At 69.3% G+C, this 22213-nt stretch carries 17 protein-coding genes; 8 read left to right on the top strand and 9 right to left on the bottom strand.

Translation table 11 applies throughout. The features are described 5' to 3' along the window. Positions 1 to 28: 28 nt before the first annotated feature. Positions 29 to 2833, bottom strand: a complete 2805-nt coding sequence (locus WMF19_RS11205) for a hypothetical protein (RefSeq protein ID WP_437899073.1) — start codon at positions 2831 to 2833, stop codon at positions 29 to 31. Positions 2834 to 3252: 419 nt separating this feature from the next. On the opposite strand from WMF19_RS11205, the gene WMF19_RS11200 reads away from it, so the two are divergent. The 3 genes from WMF19_RS11200 (at position 3253) to WMF19_RS11190 (ending at position 8900) form a co-directional block, all read left to right on the top strand. Continuing rightward, entirely contained in the window at positions 3253 to 4269 is a 1017-nt protein-coding gene (locus WMF19_RS11200) for an ABC transporter substrate-binding protein (RefSeq protein WP_437899072.1), read from the top strand. 56 nt (positions 4270 to 4325) lie between these two features. Then, entirely contained in the window at positions 4326 to 7145 is a 2820-nt protein-coding gene (locus WMF19_RS11195; protein WP_437899071.1) for an ATP-binding protein, read from the top strand. Between the two features lie 72 nt (positions 7146 to 7217). Next, positions 7218 to 8900: a response regulator gene (locus tag WMF19_RS11190; protein WP_437899070.1), complete on the top strand. Its 1683-nt coding sequence runs from the start codon at positions 7218 to 7220 to the stop codon at positions 8898 to 8900. Between the two features lie 123 nt (positions 8901 to 9023). On the opposite strand, the gene WMF19_RS11185 is transcribed toward WMF19_RS11190, so the two are convergent. Continuing rightward, on the bottom strand, positions 9024 to 10781 hold the full coding sequence (locus WMF19_RS11185; protein WP_437899069.1) for a hypothetical protein: 1758 nt from the start codon (positions 10779 to 10781) through the stop codon (positions 9024 to 9026). A gap of 354 nt (positions 10782 to 11135) precedes the next feature. On the opposite strand from WMF19_RS11185, the gene WMF19_RS11180 reads away from it, so the two are divergent. Further along, positions 11136 to 12104 carry a hypothetical protein gene (locus WMF19_RS11180; protein WP_437899068.1) on the top strand — a complete coding sequence of 323 codons (969 nt, stop codon included), beginning with the start codon at positions 11136 to 11138 and terminating at the stop codon, positions 12102 to 12104. A gap of 12 nt (positions 12105 to 12116) precedes the next feature. Here WMF19_RS11180 and WMF19_RS11175 read toward each other — a convergent pair whose 3' ends face one another. Beyond that, positions 12117 to 12317, bottom strand: a complete 201-nt coding sequence (locus tag WMF19_RS11175; protein WP_437899067.1) for a hypothetical protein — start codon at positions 12315 to 12317, stop codon at positions 12117 to 12119. Further along, a complete protein-coding gene (locus WMF19_RS11170) occupies positions 12314 to 12874 on the bottom strand; it encodes a sigma-70 family RNA polymerase sigma factor (protein WP_437899066.1) in 561 nt (186 codons plus the stop codon). Before WMF19_RS11170 ends, WMF19_RS11175 begins: the two co-directional genes overlap by 4 nt. Before the next feature lie 756 nt (positions 12875 to 13630). On the opposite strand from WMF19_RS11170, the gene WMF19_RS11165 reads away from it, so the two are divergent. Next, entirely contained in the window at positions 13631 to 13831 is a 201-nt protein-coding gene (locus WMF19_RS11165; RefSeq protein WP_437899065.1) for a hypothetical protein, read from the top strand. Positions 13832 to 13978: 147 nt separating this feature from the next. Here WMF19_RS11165 and WMF19_RS11160 read toward each other — a convergent pair whose 3' ends face one another. Next, positions 13979 to 15064: a sigma-70 family RNA polymerase sigma factor gene (locus tag WMF19_RS11160; protein WP_437899064.1), complete on the bottom strand. Its 1086-nt coding sequence runs from the start codon at positions 15062 to 15064 to the stop codon at positions 13979 to 13981. Between the two features lie 350 nt (positions 15065 to 15414). On the opposite strand from WMF19_RS11160, the gene WMF19_RS11155 reads away from it, so the two are divergent. Genes WMF19_RS11155 through WMF19_RS11145 form a run of 3 tightly spaced genes read left to right on the top strand, consistent with a single transcriptional unit; the run spans position 15415 to position 19636 of the window. After that, on the top strand, positions 15415 to 16407 hold the full coding sequence (locus WMF19_RS11155) for a hypothetical protein (RefSeq protein WP_437899063.1): 993 nt from the start codon (positions 15415 to 15417) through the stop codon (positions 16405 to 16407). A 30-nt stretch (positions 16408 to 16437) separates the two neighbouring features. Further along, complete coding sequence (locus tag WMF19_RS11150) at positions 16438 to 18066, top strand: hypothetical protein (protein WP_437899062.1); 1629 nt, start codon at positions 16438 to 16440, stop codon at positions 18064 to 18066. A 37-nt stretch (positions 18067 to 18103) separates the two neighbouring features. Beyond that, a complete protein-coding gene (locus WMF19_RS11145; protein ID WP_437899061.1) occupies positions 18104 to 19636 on the top strand; it encodes a hypothetical protein in 1533 nt (510 codons plus the stop codon). Between the two features lie 220 nt (positions 19637 to 19856). On the opposite strand, the gene WMF19_RS11140 is transcribed toward WMF19_RS11145, so the two are convergent. The 4 genes from WMF19_RS11140 to WMF19_RS11125 all read right to left on the bottom strand — a co-directional run bounded on the left by WMF19_RS11140 (position 19857) and on the right by WMF19_RS11125 (position 22184). Continuing rightward, the gene (locus tag WMF19_RS11140; RefSeq protein WP_437899060.1) at positions 19857 to 20006 is read right to left on the bottom strand and encodes a hypothetical protein; all 150 of its coding nucleotides are present in this window, start codon (positions 20004 to 20006) and stop codon (positions 19857 to 19859) included. Between the two features lie 320 nt (positions 20007 to 20326). Continuing rightward, a complete protein-coding gene (locus tag WMF19_RS11135; protein ID WP_437899059.1) occupies positions 20327 to 20869 on the bottom strand; it encodes a hypothetical protein in 543 nt (180 codons plus the stop codon). Beyond that, positions 20869 to 21648 (bottom strand): hypothetical protein, encoded by a 780-nt coding sequence (locus WMF19_RS11130; protein WP_437899058.1) that lies wholly within the window; start codon positions 21646 to 21648, stop codon positions 20869 to 20871. The genes WMF19_RS11135 and WMF19_RS11130 overlap by 1 nt, the downstream gene beginning before the upstream one ends. Next, entirely contained in the window at positions 21645 to 22184 is a 540-nt protein-coding gene (locus WMF19_RS11125; protein ID WP_437899057.1) for a hypothetical protein, read from the bottom strand. Before WMF19_RS11125 ends, WMF19_RS11130 begins: the two co-directional genes overlap by 4 nt. Between the last annotated feature and the right edge of the window lie 29 nt (positions 22185 to 22213).

The following is a 22213-nucleotide window of genomic DNA, read 5'->3' as shown; positions in this document are numbered from 1 at the left end:
CGCGCGAGCGATGGGCGTGGCGCGACGCTCAGGGCGTGCTCGACGGGTCTGCCGGGTCGCTGCCCTCGTCTTCCTCGTCGCCGTCGCGGAATCCGTCGCCGTCGCGATCCAGCCCGATCCGCTCCCCCGAGCCAGGCGGCGCGCACGTGTACGTCAGCTCGCCCCGGTTGCGAGAGGCCCGGTGCCGCAGCGCCGCGTCGCGGATCGGCGCGTCGCAGATCCGGTCGCCGACGAACAGGCCCGCGCCGACGTAGAGGAACCCCGCCGTCTCGTGGTCGTCCGATCCCTTGACCACGAGATCGCACTCCCCTGCATCGGCCCGCGCGCGGAGCAGATCGATCCTCGGCCCGACCACGGCGGCATTGTTCCGGGTGAGCGTCACCTGCTGCCCGACGATCGGCGCCAGGTTGCTGTCGAACGCGAGCAGGAACTGCTCCACCTGGCGCCGCATCACGTCGCCCTCCGGCCCCGGCGGGAACCCGCCCGGGGTGAGCGGCGACTGGTTGAACCCCATGTCGGGGGTCGCCGAGCTCACGAAGCGGAAGAGCGTCGGGACGCCCCCTTCGTTGTTGAAGCCGAACCCGCGGACCTGGTCGCCCAGGAACGCGTCGCTGCCCGGGAAGAGATCGTTGTTCGCCATCCCGAACATGCCGACCTTCTGGTACAGATTGCGGAAGTGCGGCGACTTGAAGGCCTCGGTCTCCAGGTCGAACGTGTACCGGCCATCCCCCCCGAAGAAGCCCGGCGCATCGACGCCGAACTCCTCGTTCGCGTGGCGGTCGAGCACATGGCACGAGACACAGGTGCCCTCCTCGCTGAAATCGGACACGTTGTTGAAGAAGAAGCTGCGCCCGGCCTGCTGCGCCGGCGTGAGCGAGTTGTCCAGCGCCCGGATCGGGTTGGGCGGATACGTGACCTGCAGGATGAAATCGGCGAACGCCTGCATGTCGGCCTCGGGGATGAACTCGCTCCTCCCCACGAGATCCGTGAACCCGGCCTGGAACTCAAGGAACGCCGCCACCTCGTCGAACGTCCCGCTGTCCGGATGCGCGCTCGGCTCGTCGCGGCCCCCGGTGCGATCGCCGCGCCAGTGCATCGGCCCGTGGTTCGCCATGCCGCGGAGGCTCTGCGTCGTCATCGGCCCCTTCATCGGGTGGTGGGTGTCGGGTATCCCGAAGTCCAGCGGGTGTGACTCGAACGGCCCCGGGATGTCCAGGACCACCTCGTCCGGATTCCCGAGGTCCCACGCCAGGCTGTCGAAGTCACCGTAGACATGGCAGCTCGCGCACGACGAGTCGCCGTGGCTCGACGCGAACGACGCGTCGTAGAGGAACCGGCGGCCGGCGACCACGCTCGGCGGCTCCGGGTTGTGCATCGGCACGTGCGCGATCTCGGCCCTGGTCGTCGTGCTGAGGATCGAGATCGCGTTGTCGAACCGCGTGATCGTGTACAGGCGCCGCCGCGCCTCGTCGAGCAGGAGCCCCGTCGGGCCGCCGCCGGGCACCGGGATCTGCTTGGAGGTGCTCGGCGTGAAGGTGTTGTTCTCCAGGGCGGCGGTGCTGAACACCCCGATCTTGGACGACCCGATCGTCGCCACGTACAGCGTCTTGCCGTCGCCCGTGACGGCCATCTGCTGCGGGAGCGCGAGGCTCTTCTGGTTCTCGGCGTTCGGCACCGGGGCGCAGCAAGCATCGTAATCGATGTGTTTGTTGAGGTGCCTCGGCGTGACGCTGCCCGCCGGGCCGAGGACGGTGATCCTGCTCTCGTGCAGGTGGCCTCGTATCGTGTGGCCGGCGAAGATCCCGGGCCCCTCGAAGCGCTTCTCGTTCCCCGCCTCGGTGTTCGACACGTACACCTTCCCGCTGACCGGGTTGACCACCATGTTGTAGAGGATGGTGCCGACGCCGGTGTAGAACCCCGCCGCGCCGGGCAGCTGCCTCGGCGGGCTCGCGTTCGCGTCGATGACGAACACGTCCTTGTCGGGCAGCGAGAGCCGGACGGAGCTGTCCCAGACGCGGTTCAGCTCATCGACCCAGTGGACACCATTGAACTTGAGGATGAGCCCCGTCTCCGGGTGCGGGATCCCCTCCGCGTTGGTGGCCGGCCCCGGCACGCCCCCCGCCGCCTCTCCGCCGTTCGGGATCAGGCCCTCGTGGAGCGAGGTGGTGCGGTTCCCGGAGTGGAAGGCCGCCGCATACACCTTGCTGCCGTCCGGCGTCACCGCCAGCGCCCGCGGGGTATCGCTGAACAGCGTGACGATCGTGAGCGGCGTGCCGGCGAGCGTCGTGCCGAGGTGATTGGCGTCGAAGACCCATACGTCCGCCCGGCCCACGCCGGGGGTCGTGAGCTGGGGGTCGAACGGGATGTTCTGTCCGCGATGCGCCGTCGTGATGAACGCGCGGCGCTTTCCTGGGCCTGCGAACACGATGTCCCGCGGCTCGTCGCCCACGAGCAGCGTCCGCACGACCCGGCCCGAGCTCGCCCCCTGGGACAGCTCGACGACGCTCACGCTGTCCGACAGGTGGTTGACGACCCAGACCTCGGTATCGCTCCGCGCCGCCACCGCCACCGGCTCGAGGCCGACGGGGATGGAGGCGCGGTGCTCGATACCCTGATCCTTGACCCGATACACCTCGAGGTGGTTGTCGGGTGTGTTCACGGCGAATAGCAGCTTTCCGTCGGGCGAGAGCGCGAGCGGACGCACATGGCCGCTCTCGAAGAGGGTGAAAGACGACGCCGCCTCGGCGGATCGGCCGGCCGCGAGGCCCACGAGCAGCGCCGACGCCGCGACGAGACGGGAGAGGACGTCGCGCACGACAAAGTACGAGGCCATGAGTCACCTCCGATGAGTGGGGTTCTCCTCACATGATTTCGAATGGCAAGCAGACGATAAGTCGCGAAGGTTATTGAAAGGTAGTCGTGGCCGGCTCGCATTGCAATATCGCAATGGTTTTGCTTCAGCAATCGATCCCTTCGGCACACCTGCGCCGAGCAACCTACCGAGGGGCCGCGACGGTGCGAGGCAGTCCTGTCGGGCAGACGGCGTCGGCGCTCCTCGAGACAGCCCCGGGATCGCCGTGATCCGGTCGCCGGACATCGCGGCGCTGCGGCGGTTCATGGTAGGCTGCGCAACATGCAGGGGGGCCTCGCAGTCGGGCCGTCGTCTCGGCGCCGGGATCACGGCGCGCGGCGGGAGCCCGTCGCGCGCCCGTTCGACACGCGCCCTGCACGCCCCGGGAAGGAGCCCCGACCATGAAGACATCGGCTGTGCGACGCACCCTCGGCTGGCTCACGGTCACCGCGCTGTCCGTCCTCGCCTCGGCGTGCCAGCCGGATCCCTCGCCCGGCGATCGGGGCAAGGAGGCGCGGCCGCCGCTCCGCTTCAGCCACGGCTACTGGCTCGGGTACTTCCCGCTGTCGATCGCCGAGGAGAAGGGCTTCTTCGACCAGCAGGGCGTCGACGTGGATCTCGTCTTCAACCCGGATCTCTACGGCATGATCTCCGATTTCACGGCGGGCAAGGTCGACGGCTTGCCGTGGACCATGGAGGTCGTCGTGCGCATCCTCGCGAGGGAGCCCGATGCGCGGGTCGTCCTCTACTCCGGCCAGACGGCGGGCGCCGACGTCATCATGGCGCGGCCGGAGATCCAGACGATCTCCGATCTCAAGGGGAAGAAGATCGCGGCCAAGACCGGCGCCATGGGCGAGATGCTCGTCAGCGAGATGCTGGAGAGGAACGGGCTCGCCATCGACGACGTGACGCTGGTCAACGTGAGCGAGACGGACGTCGCTCCGTTCCTGGCGAACAATACGATCCAGGCCGGGCACACCTGGGAGCCCTATGTCACGCAGGCGGCGAAGTCCGGCGCCAAGGCGATCTTCTCGAGCAAGGAGACGCCCGGGCTGTTCGCCGACTTCACGCTCTTCCGCAGCACGGTGCTGCGCGACAGGCCCGACGATGTCCGCGCCTTCATCCGGGCCTGGTTCCAGGCCGTCGAGTTCTGGAAGGCCCACCCGCAGGAGGGCAACGAGATCATCGCGAAGGCGCTCAAGATCCCGGCCTCGGACATCAGCACGGACGGATACGAGCTCTTCTCGCTGGAGGAGGTCCGACGAAGGTTCGCCCCGAACAACGACCCCACGTCGCTGGCCCCCCTCGTCAACAAGCACATCGATTTCCTTGTCCAGGACGGGCAGCTGGGGCGCCGCCCGGATCTCGACAACATCTTCGATTCGTCGTTCCTGCCGCCCGCCACGAACCGGGAGTGATCGCCGCGGCCCGCGGAGCACCTGGACAGCATCGCCACGGAGGTTCGACGAACGCCATGAGTCGCGCAATGCAGCAGCAGGCCCCGCTCATCACCCTCCGCATGAAGCTGATCGTGGCGCTCTTGACGGTCGCGCTCGCGCCGCTCTCGATCCTCACGCTCCTGAACAAGCGGACCAACGAGACGGTGCTGACCGAGAGCGCCAACCAGGCGCTCGCCGCGGCCGCGTCGCAGGCCGCGACGAGCGTCGACGATTTCGTCGAGAGCAACCTGGACGCGGTCCGCGTCGAGGCCCGCCTGCCCGGCCTGACCAGCTACCTGAGCCTCGACGACGAGGACCGGCGGAGCGGGAGCGAGGCGCATGCGTTCGCGTCGAGGACGCTGCACGGGCTCATCCGGAAGGACACGATCAACATCCTCTCCTATGCGCTGCTCGACGAGCGCGGGCACAACGTCCTCGACACGGTGCAGACGCCCGCGGAGAGGGACGAATCCAGGAGGGACTACTTCGTCCGCGCGATGGAGACGGGCCTGCCCTACGCGTCGTCGGTCGTGTTCGCCGGCGAGGTGCCCCAGCTCGTCTTCAGCAGCCCAGTCCGCGACGCGCTGAACAAGAAGAAGACGATCGGCGTGCTCCGGTGCACCTACAACCTGTCCGCCGTCCAGCGGATCATCCTCTCCCAGACGCAGCTCCTGAAGGCGTCGGACGCGTTCGCGATCCTCCTCGACGAGCACCACGTCCGACTGGCGCACGGCCGCTCGCCGGAGCTCGTGTTCAAGTCGCTCGTGCCGCTGGCCCCGGACCTCGAAGGCCGGCTCAAGGCGGAGCGGCGGCTGCCGGACAAGCCGGCCGCGGAGCTGTCGACCGACGTGCAGGCCTTCGACGAGGGGCTGCGCCGGTTCGAGACCGAGCAGGACCCGACCTCGGCGGCGAGCCGCTTCCTGCGGGCCCGCATGGCCGCGAGGGACGCCCCCATGAGCGCGGTGGCCCTCGCGCGCGTGAGCGCCTTCGACGGCATGAAGAAGCCGCCGTGGACCGTGGCGTTCGTGCGGCCGGAGGCGGCGTTCCTCGAGCCCATCGAGGAAAAGACGACGCGCGACGCGCTGCTGCTCGCCTCGCTGATCGCCGCGATCGTCACGGCGGCCGCCGTCCTGATGGCGCAGGTCCTGACGAGGCCGATCACCCGCCTCGCCCAGGCGGCGTCGCAGCTGGCGAGCGGGAGGCTCGACACAGCGGTCGAGGTGCGATCCCACGACGAGATGGGCACCCTGGCGGAGGCGTTCAACCAGATGGCGCGCCAGATCCAGGGGTCGTTCGAGGAGCTCGAGCACCGCGTCGAGCAGCGCACGGCCGAGCTGAAGGAGGCGAAGATCGCCGCGGACTCCGCCAACAAGGCGAAGAGCGACTTCCTCGCCAACATGAGCCACGAGCTCAGGACGCCGCTCAACGGCATCCTCGGCTACGCGCAGATCCTCCGGCGCTCGCGGGGGCTGGGCGAGCAGGACCTGCGCGGCATCGACATCATCCATCGCTCCGGCGCCCACCTGCTCACGCTGATCAACGACGTCCTCGATCTGGCGAAGATCGAGGCGCAGGCGATGGAGGCCCACGCGAACGATTTCCACCTGCCCTCGTTCCTGCGATCGACGGCCGAGATCTGCCGCATCCGCGCCGAGGAGAAGGGCATCGCGCTCGTGTATACGCCCGATCCCGAGCTCCCAACCGACGTGGTCGCCGACGAGCGGCGGCTGCGGCAGGTGCTGATCAACCTGCTCGGCAACGCCGTGAAGTTCACCGAGAAGGGCCGCGTCTCCTTCACGATCAAGCGGCTGGGCGACGGGCCGCGCCCGCCGCACGCCTCCGCGCCGGACTCCGCCGCGATCCAGAGCGCGCCGCTCAGGACGCACCGGGTGCGCTTCGAGATCGAGGACACAGGGACGGGCATCAGCCCGGATCAGCTCGACCAGATCTTCCTGCCGTTCAAGCAAGCCAGCGACGGCAAGCGCCGCGTCGACGGGACGGGGCTCGGGCTCGCGATCAGCCAGCGGATCATGAAGCTGCTCGGCAGCTCCATCGAGGTGAGGAGCGAGCCCGGCAAGGGGAGCGTGTTCTGGATGGACGTGATCCTGGCCGAGTCGCCCCGGCGAACCCAGCCCACGGCGCTCCGGCCCGCGTCGGCGATCGTCGATTACGAGGGCAGGCGGCGGCAGGTCCTCGTGGTCGACGACAAGCCCGAGAACCGCGCGGTGCTCGTGAAGATGCTGCAGTCCGTCGGGTTCGAGACGTCCGAGGCCACGGACGGCAAGGAGGGCCTCGCGGCGGCGTCCGAGCGCGAGTTCGACCTGGTGGTCACGGACCTCGCGATGCCGGAGCTCGACGGCTGGGAGATGATCCGGCTGCTCCGGAAGGCGCCGGATCGAGCAGGATTGAAGATCTTCGCGTCGTCCGCGAGCGTCTTCCTGTCCGATCAGGACAAGAGCCTGGCCGCGGGCGCCGACGATTTCCTCCCGAAGCCGCTGCAGCTGGAGGAGCTCTTCGACAAGATCCAGCGGCACCTCGGGGTCTCGTGGATCTACGAGCAGCAGGGCGATCCCGGCGCGATGGGCGAGGCGCCCGCCGGCGCCCACCGCGACCCGAGCTCACCCGAGCTCGCCGGCGGCGCAGATCTCCCGGTGACCGCCCCCGCCGCCGAGGATCTGCGAAATCTCTTCGATCTCGCGCACAGGGGGCTCTTCCACCAGCTCCAGAAGCACCTCGACAGGCTCGATCGCGCCGATCCGAAGCTCGCGCCGTTTTGCAGGCACCTGCGCCGCCTGATGCAGGATTTCAAGATGGAAGCCGTTGAAGATTTCATCAAGATGCACCTACGCGATTGACGTCGCTTGGACGGCGCGCGCCTTGGTTGCGGCGATGGGAGCGCGCGCTTCCTGTTCCTGGAGGGTAGAAGGATGGATGCCAGTGAAGCCGGGACGATACTCATCGTGGACGACAACCCGAGGAACCTCGGTCTCTTGTCCGATACCCTGACGGGCTCAGGCTTCGAGGTCGCGGTGGCGGTGGACGGCGCGCGCGCCCTCCGGCTCGCGAGGGAGGGGATGCCGGATCTCATCCTGCTCGACGTGAAGATGGATGGGATGGATGGATTCGAGACGTGCCGCCAGCTGAAGGGCGACCCGGCCACGGCGGCGATCCCCGTCATCTTCATGACGGCGAGCACGGACCTGTCCGCGGACCGGGTGAAGGGCCTGAACCTCGGGGCCGTCGATTACCTCGCCAAGCCGTTCCTGGACGAGGAGCTGCTCGCGCGCGTCCGGGTGCACACGAAGCTCAGGAGGCTGACGATGCACCTGGCCGCGCAGGTGGACGAGCGGATCGCGGCGGAGGCGGCCCTGCAGCGGCTCACGCAGGAGCTGGAGAGGCGCGTGGGAGAGCGCACGGTCGCGCTGGAGAGCGCGCTCGCGGGGCTCACGCAGGCGCAGGCGCAGATGGCGACGGTCATCCGCGCGGCGCAGGCGGTCTCGGGCGAGATCGTCCTCGACGACGTGCTCGACCGGCTGATGCGGCTCACGCTGGAGCACGCCGGCGCGCGGAAGTGCGTCCTCGTCCTCTCGCGCGAGTCCGGGCTGGTGATCGAGGCGTCGATCACGAGCGATCCGGACACGGTGGTGCTCGGGCTCTCGACGCCGGTGGGCCCGGGGGTCGATCTCGCTGTGTCGCTCGTGGAGGAGGTCGCGAGGGCCCGGCAATCGATCTTCGTCTGGGACACGAGCCGCGACGCCCGCCCGGCGGACGCGCGGTACCTCGCGGAGAAGGGGCCGAGGTCGATCCTCTGCCTGGCCATGATGTGCCAGGGAGAGCTGATCGGCGTCCTCTACATCGAGGGCGACGCGGCGCCGGAGCCGCTGCTCGCGGCGCAGCTGGAGACGCTCGGGCTCCTGGCCTCCCAGGCGGCGGTGGCCGTGAAGAACGCCCTGCTTTATGGGCACCTGGCGGAGATGACGTCCGAGCTCCGCCGCTCGAACGAGCGCCTGGAGACCGAGGTCGCGTGCCAGACGGAGGAGCTCCGCCAGACGAACGAGCGCCTGCAGCTGGAGCTCGTCGAGCGCGCCCGGGCCGAGGGGGAGCGCGCCCGGGCCGAGGAGGAGCGCGCGGCGCTCCAGGCGGAGGTCATCGAGGCGCAGAGCGCCCGGCTCGCGGAGCTCTCGACGCCGCTCATCCCGATCACCGATCACATCATGGTGATGCCGCTCATCGGGACGATCGACTCCACGCGAGCGCAGCAGGCGCTCGAGGTGGCGCTGAACGGCGTCCAGGCGAACCGGGCGAAGGTCGTCATCATCGACGTCACCGGGGTGACGGTGCTCGACTCGGCGGTCGCGAGCACGCTGATGAGCACGGCGACGGCGCTGCGGCTGCTCGGATCGAAGACGGTGATCACCGGCATCCGCGCGGAGCTGGCGCAGACGCTCATCGATCTGGGCGTCGATCTCGGCGCCGTGGTGACCAAGGGGACGCTCCAGAGCGGCATCGGCTATGCGCTCCAGCAAGCCGGCGACGGCAGGGCGGGCCTGCACGTCAACGGCACGCACGCCCGCAACGGCCCCGCGCCCGGACGCAGAAACGGCCATTAGAGCGACGGTCACCCGCACAGGAGACGGGCCCAGATCGGCGTTTTCGGCGCGCAAGCGCACTCCGGTGCGCTGAGCACCGAAAACGTCGAGGTGGGCCCGTATCCGAAGCGGGTGACCGTCGCTCTAGGGACCGCCAGACAGCTGCCATTCGCTCGCCGCGCCGGGGAGCGCCGCCCGGTACCCCAGGTAGCGCCCGAACGCGCGCATGGCCTGGTTCCAGTGCTTGGGCTCCTTCACCAGCATCTCCTTCACGCCGACGTCGGCCAGCGCGTCGCCGACCTCGATCCACCGCGGATCGCGCGTCAGCGCGTAGGCGGCGCCGAACACGGGCACGATGAGCAGGTTGAGGTCGGCGGTCCCGCTGTCGTCGTACGCGTCGGTCTCGCAGCCCCACAGGTACCGGAACGCGCGCCTGTCCGAGGTGATGGCGCGCTCGGCGAGCCAATCTGCCGCGCGCGCGACCACGTCGCGGACCCGCGGGTCGCCGGTGAGCGCGTGGTAGTCCATGAGCGCGTCGACGAGCAGCGCGGTCATGAACGGGGAGCCGCCGCGCGGGCCGCGCTCGCACTCCGACGGGTCGGCGCGGGTCAGGTCGTGCTCGAACGCGCCCGACGCGCCCTGCTGCTGCCACGCGACGGTGCGATCCGCGAGCCCGCGCAGCGCCGACAGGAGCTCCGGCCGCGGGTCGAGCGCGTAGTAGCTCGACAGGGTCATCATCACCCAGGCCATGTTGCGCTCGGTCACGCGCAGCACGTCTTCCCTTCCGCCCGTGAGCGCGGCCTGGTTCTGCCGGAGGGCCTCGCCCATGGCGAGGACGGCCTCCCTGGCCGCCGGATCGCCGGTGAGCAGGTAGTCGTCGACCATGCCCTGGCCGAGCATGCGCCGGAGGACTTGCCAGGAGAGGGGCGCCGCCGGGGTCCAGTCCTCCCGCTCGCAGACGTGGACCGCGAGGCGGCGATCGGGCGAGAACCTGAGCTCGTGCTGCCGGTACCAGACGGCCTCGGCGCGCGCGCGCCGGTAGCGCGCGGCGTCGCCGTTGCGGAGGAAGCGCTGGTAGAGCGCGTGCGGGCCGTCGTAGTACGTGCGGTACGGGGCCGAGCAGGTGACGCCGTACGCGTCGTAGGCGGGCGTCATGCGGGCGAGCGCGCCCTCGATGCCGGTCTCGAACCCGGGGAAGCGGCGATCGTCCATCGCCGGCAGCTGCGGCCCGGACACCAGGCTCGCCGCGTACCACGACGGCGGCAGCACCGCCGCGATCGGCCCGTCCGGGTTCGGCAGGAGCGCCTCGTCGAGCACGGCGCCCTGCGCGGTCTCTGCGGCCTGGGTGGCCGGCGCGCCGGCGCGCTGCGGGGGAGCTCCCGGCGGAGGGGCGCCGTAGTCGAGGGTGTAGATCGCCCGCCCTCCTGTCGGGGGCGCGGCGCGGAAAGCGACGAGCGCGCTGCGGATCGAGCGGTCCTGGGGCCAGACCGCGAGCGGCTTCGCGCGGAGCGGGACCGCCGCGCCGCGGTCGTCGTGCAGGCGGAGGAGCTCTACGTCGCGCAGCGCGCCCGGCGCGAACGGCACGGCCGCCGACACGGCGACCTCGGCCGGCGGCGCCGCCGCTCCCTGCGGGCCCTTCTCGGGCGCGGGCGCGCTCCCCGCGGCGTCGGCGACGAGCAGCAGCGGGACTTTTCGCTCGCGCGGAGGCGCCGGATGCGCGGCGGCGATGTGGGCCTGCAGGACGGCGCGGACCTGCGGCTCCACCCGGCGCGCGGGGGGCGACCGGGCGGACAGCCGGCTGCAGCCCGCCGAGAGCAGCGACGCGGCGAGGAGCAGCGCCGCAGCGACGCGGCAGAGCTCGGCCGGCGCCGTGCGCCGTGCGTTCGGAGGAGGCGTGGCCATACAACCTCCGATGACCCGGCGCCCGCGCGCGTCGCCGTTGGCCGCCGCGGCAGCTCGTGGGCGACCACGCCGGGCTGCCCGATCCGGTAGAGATCGATCTGGTCGACGAGGACACCCGTGCCGTCCACGATCTCGAGCATCGGGATCTTGTCGGTGTCGTTCTCGTTCGCTCGGAAGCCCGTGACATAGAGTCTGTCGCCGGGTCCGAAGACGAGGGCGTTCGGGCGGTATAGATCGCCCCCGCACGGGTCAGCGACGTTTGCGCCGTTGTTGCCATCGACAACGACGCCGAGGAACGCGCCGGTGTCGACATGAGCCCGCTCGCCGGTATAGCCTCCCACACTGGAGGATCTCATGAGCAAACCCAAGACATCGAAGTCCCCGAAAGCCCCGAAGGAAACGAAGGCCGAGCGCACCGAGGCCGAGGCGCTCGCGCCGCTCGACAAAGCGCTGGACGACGCCAGTCCGACGGAGCTCGACGCCGAGACGACGGCCTTCCTCGCCCGCGTCCACACCTTGCTCTTCAACATCCCCCGGTACCTCGAGCGTGCGAGGCGCCACGGATACACGCAGAAGGAGCACGATCTCGGCTGGGAGCTGTACACCACGGCTTCCGGCAAGAACCGCCGCTTCGAGCACTGGCTGGCTGAGGGCGATCAACGCGAGGTCACGGCCGGCGGCTCCGTGGAGCGGATGCGCTTGCTCCAGGAGATCGACGACTTCGAGAACCTCTGGTTCCCGCGGATGCGGATGATCATCCCCCGGGTGATCCCGCGCGAGAACGCCGCCCGGTTCACCGCCGCGTTCTTCAAGAACCTCTCGCAGCAGCCGCTCAGCCCCGCGGTTGTGGACTCGGTGAAGACGTTCCTGAACCGCGTCGACGAGCTCGCGTCGAGCGCCGAGCCCGGCGCGCGGGAGCTCTACCGGACGCTCGGCGAGCGCGGGCTCACGCCGAAGAAGATCGAGTCGATGCGCCGGCTGATCGCCGCCGCGGAGGAGCACCGGACTCCCGACAGGACCGCGCCCGCGGTGAGCCCGGCGGAGATCGCGAAGGCCAAGGAGGCGCAGCTCGCCGCGCTCCAGTCGCTCCGCCTGTGGTACAACGACTGGGCCACGACGTTCCGCGGCATCTTCAATACGCGCGAGCAGATCACGCTCGGGCTGACGGCGCTCAAGCGACGGAAGAAGGAGGCCGAGCCCGAGGATGCGGAGGCCGAGCCCGAGGATGCGGAGGCCGAGGCCGAGGACGAGGACGAGGACGACGCAGAAGACGAGGATGACGCGGGAGACGACGAGGAGGACGACGGCGCCGCCGACCAGTAACTGCGCCGGCGCCTATTCCTCGCCCAGAAGCGCGCGCGTCTTGTCGAGCAGCTCTCGCCTGACCCGCTCCCGGTTCAGATCCTCCTCGTAACCGGCTCCGATAGGCGACACCTTGATGACGCCTTTGACCATCATAAGAGCTTCGATCGTTCGCTCCGCCTCATGGTCATCCAAGTCGCGCCGGAAGTGGACAACCAGGCCCTTGACGCTCATTGCAACCCCACTCCCTGCGTGGAGATATCGCTGGCTTCCCGAAGCATAATGATGTCGCGCAGCGCGCCGATGGCCCTCGTGCGCCGCTTGTAAAGCGTGGAGAGAGGCAACCCAGCGTCTTGGGCTATCTGGGCCATCGAAACGCCGTCCAGGTCGTGTGCCACGAGAACGAATCGCAGTTCCGGCTCGAGCTCATTCATCGCGTCCATGGTGCTGGCCCTGGTGTTGTCGGACTCCATCACAGCAGCAGCATCCGGCGCTGGATCGAACACCTCGATCAAATCAACCAGCTCCTCTCTGCAGTGTCGCGCACGCTCGTGGTAGTGCGAGGCAACGTGTACGGTGATCGCGTTCACCCAGCGCTCGGGCCGGCCGAGCTTCGGATCGAACCTGTGCCAGCTCTCGCAGACGTTGACCCAGACTTGGCCCGCGACGTCGCCACGATGGCACCGTGGGACTCCCAGCCTCTCCAACCAGCGCAGCACGGCACGAACCAACATCGGGCAGAACAAGCGCGCGTACGCAGCAGCGCGCTTGCCGTCATTCGGACGATCCATGGCTTTACCCCCCTTGGGCAATATCGCCTTATGATGATAGCTCCACCCATGCCAGCGGAAGCGTTGAGCGGCTATCCACGGCCGCGCTCACCCATGGCTCCCTATTCCCGGAAGGGTAATGTTCAGCGGCGAGCGCTCTACGTCCTCCCAATCGGGAGCGTTCGCGGCACCCCGCCCGCCTTCGTCACGCTGTAGCGGGAAGCTCGTCAGGGTCCCAGCGCGACGGGCGAGCTCTGCCCCCGTGGCGGCGCGGACAGGCAGCGGCGACCGAAGCCGCGGCTGTGGAGGCGGCGGGAGCTTCGCCCGCGGGCTCTTGGCCGTAAGCTCGGGAGACGGCACCACGGGCGGAGGAACGTCGAGCGCGCGAGGAGGTATCGCGCGCGGAGTCGGCGGCACGGAGCTCGGCGCCGGTGACGACGCGGGGCGCGCCGCGCTCTCGCGCCTGGTGACGGGCTCGCCGACCTGGATCACCACGGTCTCCTCTGCGTCCGTCCGGTAGTCGTCGTGCAGCCGCCACAGACGCTCCCAGTACCGAGCCGGAGCGCCGGTGAAAGCTTCCAGCTGCCGCGCGAGGCCGGGCGTCATAGGGAGGTCGCTCCTCAGCAGCCGCTCCACCTCCCGTGGTTCCAGCCCCGTGCTCTCGGCCAGCTTTCGCCTCCACGAAGGCATCGTCGCGCAAAACGATTCGAGGACCCTTCCTGGCCACGGGATCGGGCGCGCCCGGCCGTCGGCCATCGCCGCGAGCGCCGCGTCGACATGACAGTCCAGAAGGCGCCGGCATCGGTCCCGCTCTTTCGCTGCCTTCTCCTTCGCATCGGTGAGGGCGGACTCCTCGTCCTCGTGCGCGTGCTCGCGCGCCTCGCGAAGCCCGCGTTCGCGTCCCAGCGCTTCGCGCGCCGTGACGGCGAAACCGATCGCGACGCAGGCTATCATCGCGAGCCCGAGCGGCGAGATTAGCCACATCGCACCCAGCATGTCCTCCATGATCTTTCGCCTCCTAGACGTGAGCGTTCGTGTCCGACGCAAGGCGGAGCTCGGCCTTGTGCTGTCCGAAGACAGCACCGTCATCCCCGCCTGCTTAGCTGTTGATGGCGAGTCGATGCTTCAGCGAAGCTGCCTGAGCATCTCTTCGCGCTCAGCGGCGAGCCGACCTCGCGGGAACTCCTCCGCATGGGCCTCGAGCAACCGGTGCGCCTCGAGGTCCGCCTCTGGGCTGCGGGCCTCGATGGCCTTCCGGGCTTGGTGGATCAGGCTCGTCTCGCGCGCGCTGATCGCCGGCTGCGCGGGCATCGTCGAGGACGAGGCGCGAGGACCAGTCGCCACCGACGGAGCGGGCGCCGTGCTCGCTTCTGCGCCGGCCTGTCCGGCGCGGCTCTCCGCCGGGAGCGCAGGGGCCTGCTCTGCGGCCGATGCGGATGACGTCCCGGCCGGCCCGGCGCGGCGCTCCGCGGGCAGCGGCGCAGCTGCCTGGCCCGTCAGCTCGGTCCAACGGCCATCGAGAGCCGACCGGACCCACGACTGCAGCCTGGACGAGGAGGTCACGGCAGTGACGATGGCGCCCATGAGCACGACGGTCGCACCCTGCAACAGAAACCTCCAACTCCAGCGGAGCAGGGAGCCGATCCACCCCTGGCGGGGATCGAGCCCGAACGGAACGACGCACGCGGCCTCGTCCAATCCGCGCGAGCGTCGCTTCGCCCTCCAGCGTTCCGCCGCCTCCTCCAGCTGCTCGCGGGCTCGACGGTGCTGCGTCTTCACGGCGTCAGGGTGAAGCCCCAGCTCCGCGGCGATCTGGGGCAGCGGGATCTCCTCGAGATCATGCTTGATCAACACGTCGCGGTACTTCGGGTCGACACCGGCGATGAGTTCGCGCAGCACGGCTTCCCGCTGGCGCCACATGAGCAATTCTTCCGGCGTGGCGTGCTCGTCGCGGAGCTCGGGGTCGCCCGACGGCGTCAGCACCTCTCGCCGGCGGCGCGCGCTTCGAACGTGGTCACGCGCCTGGTTGGCCGCGATCGTGACGCGGTAAGGCGCCGGGTCCCCGCCTGCCTCGATCCGTCCGTCCGCGTCCAGCCCCCGCAGCAGCGAGTCCTGCGCGACGTCCTCGGCATCGCGCGCCGGGACCCCGAAGCGCCTCGCCAGGCGCCGGAAGAGCTCGAAGCTGCTGAAGATGCCCGCTGGCTTGCCCATGCCGGTAGCACGTCTGAGCGGACCTCCCGGGGTCAGAAAAGTGAACGGCCCGGTCCATTTTGGTAGGACAATGTGTCCCCATGCGCCATCTGCGCACTCGCACAGCATTCGGCGCCGACGAGAGATGGAAGCATTGCTGGATCGCGCTGAAATTTCTCATGACAAAGGCGAGCGCATGGCGATTTCACACGCCATTGACGCCGAGCAGTTGACGCAACTACCGTCATGACATGCGTTGCGCTCCACAGTTCCTCTCGATTCTCCTTGCGGTCGGGGCATCGACATGCCTTACGAGCGCAGCGCGCGCCCAGGGCGGCTCATCGACGACAAGGTCGAGAGAGCACTCGACGGTGAAGGACCATGTTCGCCGTGGCCAGAGGGCGCGCGCGACGGGGCAATGGACCGAGGCACACGCCGCCTACAAGGCGGCATTCGACGCCGCAGACCCGGAGTCCACCACGGAGCGTGAGCGCGCGGAGATTGCCGGGGAGCTCGGCCTCTGCGAGCTCGCTTTGGGCAAATACCGCGATGCGGCCGAACACCTGGCCTGGAGCCTTGAGCAGCGCGAGGCGCTGCCGGCTGCGCTGCAGAAGCGATTCGAGGAAGGGCAGCGCAAGGCAACACCGCACGTCGCGAAGCTCCGTCTCTCCGTCGACCCGCCGGACGCCGAGGTGATCATCGACACCAAATCCATCGGCCGCATCGCACGCGTCTACACGCTGTTCGTCGAGCCCGGCCTGCACACGGTGCGAGCCCGAGCACCGGGCCGCGAAGATGCGTTCCACACCTTGCGCACCGTGGCGAAGGCGGAGCACGAGATCTCGCTTCATTGTCCGCGCGCGTCGGTGAGCAGCGCCAGAGAGGACGCGCCGGGTTCATCGAGCGAAACGCCGGGAGCCATGAGCTCTCCGGCAGCTGCGCAGGCACGGCCTCCCAGCCCATGGGCTTCCTGGCCGGGGACGGCGCGGATAGGCGGCATCGTCGTGACGACGGCAACAGCGGCGGCCGGCGCGGTCTTTCTCCTGCGCGCTCACGTCGTCCACGGCGATCTGCGCGAGCGAGACGTCACGCTTCGCGCACAGGGGTGGACGTCACATACGTGCCGGGAAGCGACGCCGCCCGCGGCGTGCGCCGGCATTCGTGACCAGGTGAACCAGCGCGATCTGTTCGCGACCCTCGGCAAGGTGTCGCTGGCGACGAGCGCCGTGTTCGGCGTGGCGACGGCGGCCTCGTTCTTCACGGAGGTTGCCTTCTTCGGTGGTGGGTCCAAAGCCGCTGGCCTTCGCATCGTGCCGGTGACGACGAGCGAACGAGCGGGTGTGCTCGTCGGGGGAGCGTGGTGAGGGGGAGGCGAGGTCATGCGTTCTAGATCGATGGGTCGCAGTCGAGAGGTCCTCCGTTCGCTGGCGTCCGTCGCGTTCGGTCTGGCAGGCGCCGCCGGGAATACGGGGTGCTACTCCGACAGCTGTGCGGACAGCTACTGGTGCGAGGTTCCGCCGCCGGAGCCGTCTCCTTGTGATGGGGATCCGAAGACGGCGACGGCGCTCGACATGTGCGGCGTGTTCGTCAGCGAGGAGGGAGACGACAGCAGCCCCGGAATGAAGGCCGCGCCGGTGAGGACGTTGCAGCACGCGATCGGGCTCGCCGCGCACGTTCGACGCGACGGCCAGGTGCCGACCCGGCGCGTGTACGCGTGCGGCGGGTTGTTCGAGGAGGCCATCTCGCTCCCCCAGGGGGTCGACGTCTGGGGCGGCCGTCTGTGTGCCGGCGGCGACTGGTCCTATGGAGGGCCGCTCGACGAGCAGCACGCGTTGACCGTCATCGCGCCGCCCGTGGGGATCCCGGTGCGGGTCCTCGGGGGGGACGACGGTGCGGTCATCGCGGAGGAGGATGCGACGTCGGTGATCTTCGGCGTGCGCGTCGAGGCGGCCGACGCCTCCGCGAGCGACCACAAGTCGTCGATCGCGATGATCCTGGAGCATGGGGCCAGGGCGATCGTGCAGTCGAGTGTGATCCTCGCAGGCGACGGCAAGGATGGAGAGCCGGGCGAGGACGCGCCGAGCTTCCGTGCGAATGCCGGCGTGGTTGGGAACGACGGCGCGGACGCCTGCACCGCGAACGTGGCGCCGGGCGCCCTTCCGGTCGTGACCGTATGCGACGACGGCATCGAGTCGAGGGGTGGCGAGGGGGGAGATGGAGGCCCCGAGATGGGCGGCGACGGGACCTCAGGACTGCCGGAACCGGTCAGGAATTCGGACGAGCAGGGCTTGGGCGGCTCCGGCACGTCCAGCATGCCGTGCAAGCCGGGAGAGGACGGAGGACGCGGCGACGATGCAGAGCGCGCTGCTGGAGCGGCGGGCGCCGGCCTCCTTGGCATCGACGGATGGGTCGGCGTCCGCGGTAAAGACGGGGAGAAGGGCCGCGTCGGCCAGGGTGGTGGCGGAGGTGGCGGCGGCAAAGGGCGCGACGCCACGGTGGCGTGTCCGGCAGGTCGCGCCCAGGCCGGTGCGGCCGGCGGATCGGGGGGCAGTGGCGGCTGCGGGGGCAAAGGGGGCCAGGGGGGCGACTACGGCGGCGCGAGCATCGGGATCGTGGCACTCCAGAGGAGCGAGCTCACGGTCAAGGACAGCAAGGTCTGCGGGGCCAAGGGCGGCGATGGCGGGGTCGGCGGAACGGGCCAGTGGGGAGGCTCTGGCGTTTCCGGCGGCCTCGGTGGGAAGCACCCTTTGAACCGGACCTGGAACGCGTGCCGCGGTGGAAGCGGCGGCGACGGCGGTCGCGGGGGCGATGCCGGCGGCGGGCTCGGGGGCCACTCGCTCGGCATCGGCTCCATGGGCGCCTCCGTGGCCATCCTGGAGACGTCGACGGTCTCGCCCGGACAAGCCGGCACCGGTGGGCGCGGCGGCAGTGCAATCCCGGAAAGTGAGCTCGGCCAGGGGCGAAGCGGGACCGCGGCGTTCTGGTACCGGTTCGATGCGCCAGACCCGGAGCCGCCTCAATGAACCGCCCTGTGCTGGCGTCCCCCCTCAGGAGACGTTCATGAGAAAGAGCACCGCTGCTACCTTCGTCCTTCTGTTGTCGCCGTGGGCGGCCGGCTGCGGAACCGCTCCCGGCGTGAACGACCCTGGCGTCACGCCTTGTGAAGGCACCTCGTGCGAGGACGAGCCGCCCCCGGAGTCGGTCTGCGTCGAGCACGTCGCCGCCGGTGTCCTCGACGACGGCTGCGGCGTGTTCGTCGCCGGAGCCTACGGTTTTGGCGACGACAGGAACCCTGGCACGAAGGCGAAGCCGGTGTTCACCGTCGAGCACGCCGTCGAGCTCGCGCGCGCTGGACGAGGACGCGTGTTCCTTTGCAACGATGGATTCGTCGTGGAGCAGATCAGGGTGCCCTCCGGCGTGGATCTCCTCGGGGGCTTCCACTGCCGGAAATGGGAGCGCGACCCCCTGCGCCCGTTCACCCTGTTCAATCCCGAGCGGGTCTTCGGTCCCATGGTGATCGTCGAGCCCTCGGCCCCCGGGGACACGGGGGCCGCGGACGGGGTCTCGACGCTCGCCGATCTCCACGTCCCGAGCTGGGGCCCGGTCGGTGTGCTCGCTCAGTCCAACACCGCGGTGGAGATCCTGCGGAGCGAGATCTCCGCCAACGGAGGGGGTGGAAACAGACACGGCGAGAGGTGGCCGACCAAGCAACCGGACGGGCCGGATGGCATGTTCGGTGGGGACGCATGCTCGGCGGCCGTCGTCGCCGGCGGGCCTGCGCCCGTGAACCAGTGCGAGAGCGGGCTCACGAGCGTCGGCGGCAAGGGAGGGGACGGGCTGCCCGACAGCGCCGAGGATGGAGCCGACGGGGAGCCCGCCGATGCTCCGCCCTCGGGACGCGGTGGTACCGCAGAGCAGGACAACGTCAGCAGTTGCTATCCCGGATCCCAGGGGGGCCCGGGGGCTCCGGGAACACAGGGCGCACCGGGCAAGGGCATCGGGCGCCTCACCGAGACAGGATGGGAAGGCGACACGGGGGGCGAGGGGACGTGGGGCACGCCGGGCCAGGGCGGCGGCGGGGGCGGCGGTCGTCGGGGCGGGCTCGCCCGGTGCGGCGCGGCCTCCAAGGGAGGCCCAGCAGGAGGCTCGGGAGGGGCCGGCGGTTGCGGGGGCCGAGGAGGCCGCGGGGGAGGGAACGGTCAGCCGTCCATCGGCGTCCTCGCGCTCCACGCCCGGGTGACCGTGAGCGACACCAAGATCACGGCGGACTTTGGCGGCAAAGGCGGCGATGGCGGGCCACCCCAGGACGGCGGCCGAGGCGGTCGAGGCGCACCGGGCGGAACGCTCGGGAATGAACTCGCCGCCTGTTTCGGCGGCGAAGGCGGCGAAGGCGGCGAAGGCGGCTACGGCGGCCCGGGGCGCGGCGGCGACTCGATCGGCATCGCCTACCTCGACGAGGATCAGCTCACGCTGGAGGGCGTGACCATCGAGACCGGACAGCCGGGCAAGGGCGGCACCAGCTGGAACCACGATGGCAGCACGACGGTGGGAGAGAGCGGCGAGGCTCACCAGACGCTTCGGTTTCCCGAATAGTCGCAACACGTCCCGGGAGGACGATGGCACGGACCTCCATGACGGCTACGATAGTCCATGCGGTTTACGACCAGGTCAACCGCGGCGCGCCGCCCTCGACCAGGTGGACATCGACGTTGCCGAGCTCGCCGGCATCCACCTCGACCCCGCGGCCGCTCCCCCGCCAGGCGCCTCCCCAAGCGAGCGGCGCCGCCTTACGGGGTACAGCTGCCCTACCACGTCAGCGACGGCGCCGGATGCCGAGGACGACCGCGGCGCCCATGCCGACGAGAACGAACACGGCCACGCTGACCCACGCCCAATCCCAGGGATCCGAGCTAAAGGAGACGGCCACCGCGCCGCACCCGGGAGACCACGCTCTTCTTTTCATCGGGCAGCCGATCCCCTCATAAACCGCTCCCTTCAGTCCGCCGGAAGGTGCGGACCCCGCCGCGGTGCTCCTCGACGCCGCGGCCCCGCTATCTGCTCGGGCGCCGTGTACGTTCGCGCGGTCTCGAGGTTGCCGGCGTCCGCCGCGACGTGGCCGAGATCGACCAGTTCGACGGCCATAGCCCCCGAGCTCGGCGACGTGCGCCTCGACATCCGCGCCCGCGCCGCCGCGGGGCGAAGCCGCCGCGCTCGCCTCGAGCTCCTCGCCAGCGGCGCGGCACGAGCTCGGCCAGGTCGACGGCGGACGCCTAGGGGAAAGGGCTACACCGGATCTACGAAAGTCCATGCGACCGAGAAGAGGCATATGTTGATCGTCGCCTTGCCCATAGACGCCCCGTCCATCGCCACATCCGGTACCACCTGGTTCCCGAGCTCCGACGGGATCGGTCGGTAGCCGGGATAGGTGTCCTCGATTTCCCGAGCGATCTCGCGCGCTACCGGCCTCTCCTCGGGGATGCCGGGCAGGTGGATCCCATAGTACGGCCCGAGCAAGGACACATGGAAGCTGAGCGCCGTTTGGTCGGTGAGCCAAACGCGGGCCGAGTACGCCGGGTCGGCCCCCCCGGACAACAGGTGGAGCGACTCGTTTTGAAGGCCATATCGATCCCCCAGGCGGCGGATCATCGCTTTCCACGTTGGGTACTCCGCTCGCCCGCGGCTTGCGGCTTCCACCAGGCGGCAGTGCTCCTCCGTGTCGTCGTAGAAGGGCTCGTTGGGCGGTACGTGGATACGTGCAAAATTTTGCACGCCCCGCGGGTAGAAACAGTAAACGACGCCGAGCAGCTCCGAGCGAGTTATCACCATTATTTCGTCACCCTGGCACCGAGCCGCGGATATTTGGATTTGAACGTCGCCAGCATCTCGTCGATCAATCTATCGCAGAAGGCCGCCTGCGGCAGGTAGTAGTCCATGCGGTTTGCGACGTCCTCTGCGATCTCCTCGCTGAGGCTGGCTGCGCGGCTTGCATCGATTGGCCCCATCAACTCGGTCCGGAGCGGCATTTGGATGGTGAGAGGGCAGCTCCAGCTCTCGATCTTGCGCGGGCTCGTCAGTCTCTTGAAGTTCAGCTTCGCCCTGGCCTCTTGCCACCCTCCGCCCTTGCCCTCGCCATCGTCCTCGACAATGGTGACAAACTTGAACTCCGACGGCTTAAAATCTACGTATACCCATGGGGCCATCCCAGGTGGCGGGCACTTCGAGCTGCACGCTTCGCTACAGCTAAAGAAGGTCGCGCCGTCTCCGGCTATGTCGCCGACTCCGGGGCACGGATCTGGCGGGCTCTCCGGGCTATCTGTCGGCCTCTCCGAGCTGTCGCTCGGGCTCTCCTCGTCGTCTTCGTCGTCCGTTTTGTTGCACTGGAGCTTGCGCTCGCTACCGTACTGCGATCCGCTCGGCGGCGCATCCCCGAAGTCACCCGATGCGACGGAGGTGATGACGGGAACAGACGGCCCGACTGGTCCACCTGCACCCGCACCCCTCTCCCACTCCTCGCGGGGATAGCAGTCTCCTACCGTCCAGTTGCACGCCGCTAGCACGCAGATGAGGACGGCCACAATTGGCAGCAGAATTCTATTTGTGTTCATTTTACACTCCATCGAAGCACGGGACCGGCGACAACAAGCACCGACACATAACCTGGAAGCACAAGACTGCTCCCGCCGACCCAATCCACGTTCGCGCTCACCGACACGCCGAGCGGTCCGGCAACGTACGCGTTGGTTTGCGCATGGGCGCCTGCCGCCATCCCGGCAACGCGCCCACACATTGTACGTCCGCAAGCCGGCATGAAGTAGACCGCGACCGATGGCCCCGCACTCAAGTCGCCATTCTCCCAACTATATCCGAGGGCAACGATGGTGCTGTTGTAGACACCAGCTCCACCTATCTGGATTGGGGGCACGACACTGAACAGGTCGCGAAGACTAAACAAGAGATCGCCCTTGATGCGCCACGATATTCCCGCATGCGGGCTCACCGCGAGGCGCGTCGCGGTGCCAGCCTGGAGCCACCCGAAGTTAATTCCGGCGCTCACCTCGGATGCGTCTGCCTGCATCGGGACGACACTGAGGACGAGAGCGATCCCTGTCGCCGAGTAGACCTGCCGGCCTGTCGTGCTCATCGTCTTCTTCCCTGTCTTCCGAAATATGC

The sequence above is a fragment of the Sorangium sp. So ce124 genome (genome assembly GCF_051525235.1).
GTDB classification, from domain to species: domain Bacteria; phylum Myxococcota_A; class Polyangia; order Polyangiales; family Polyangiaceae; genus Sorangium; species Sorangium atrum.
This window is presented reverse-complemented; position numbering and strand designations above follow the sequence as displayed.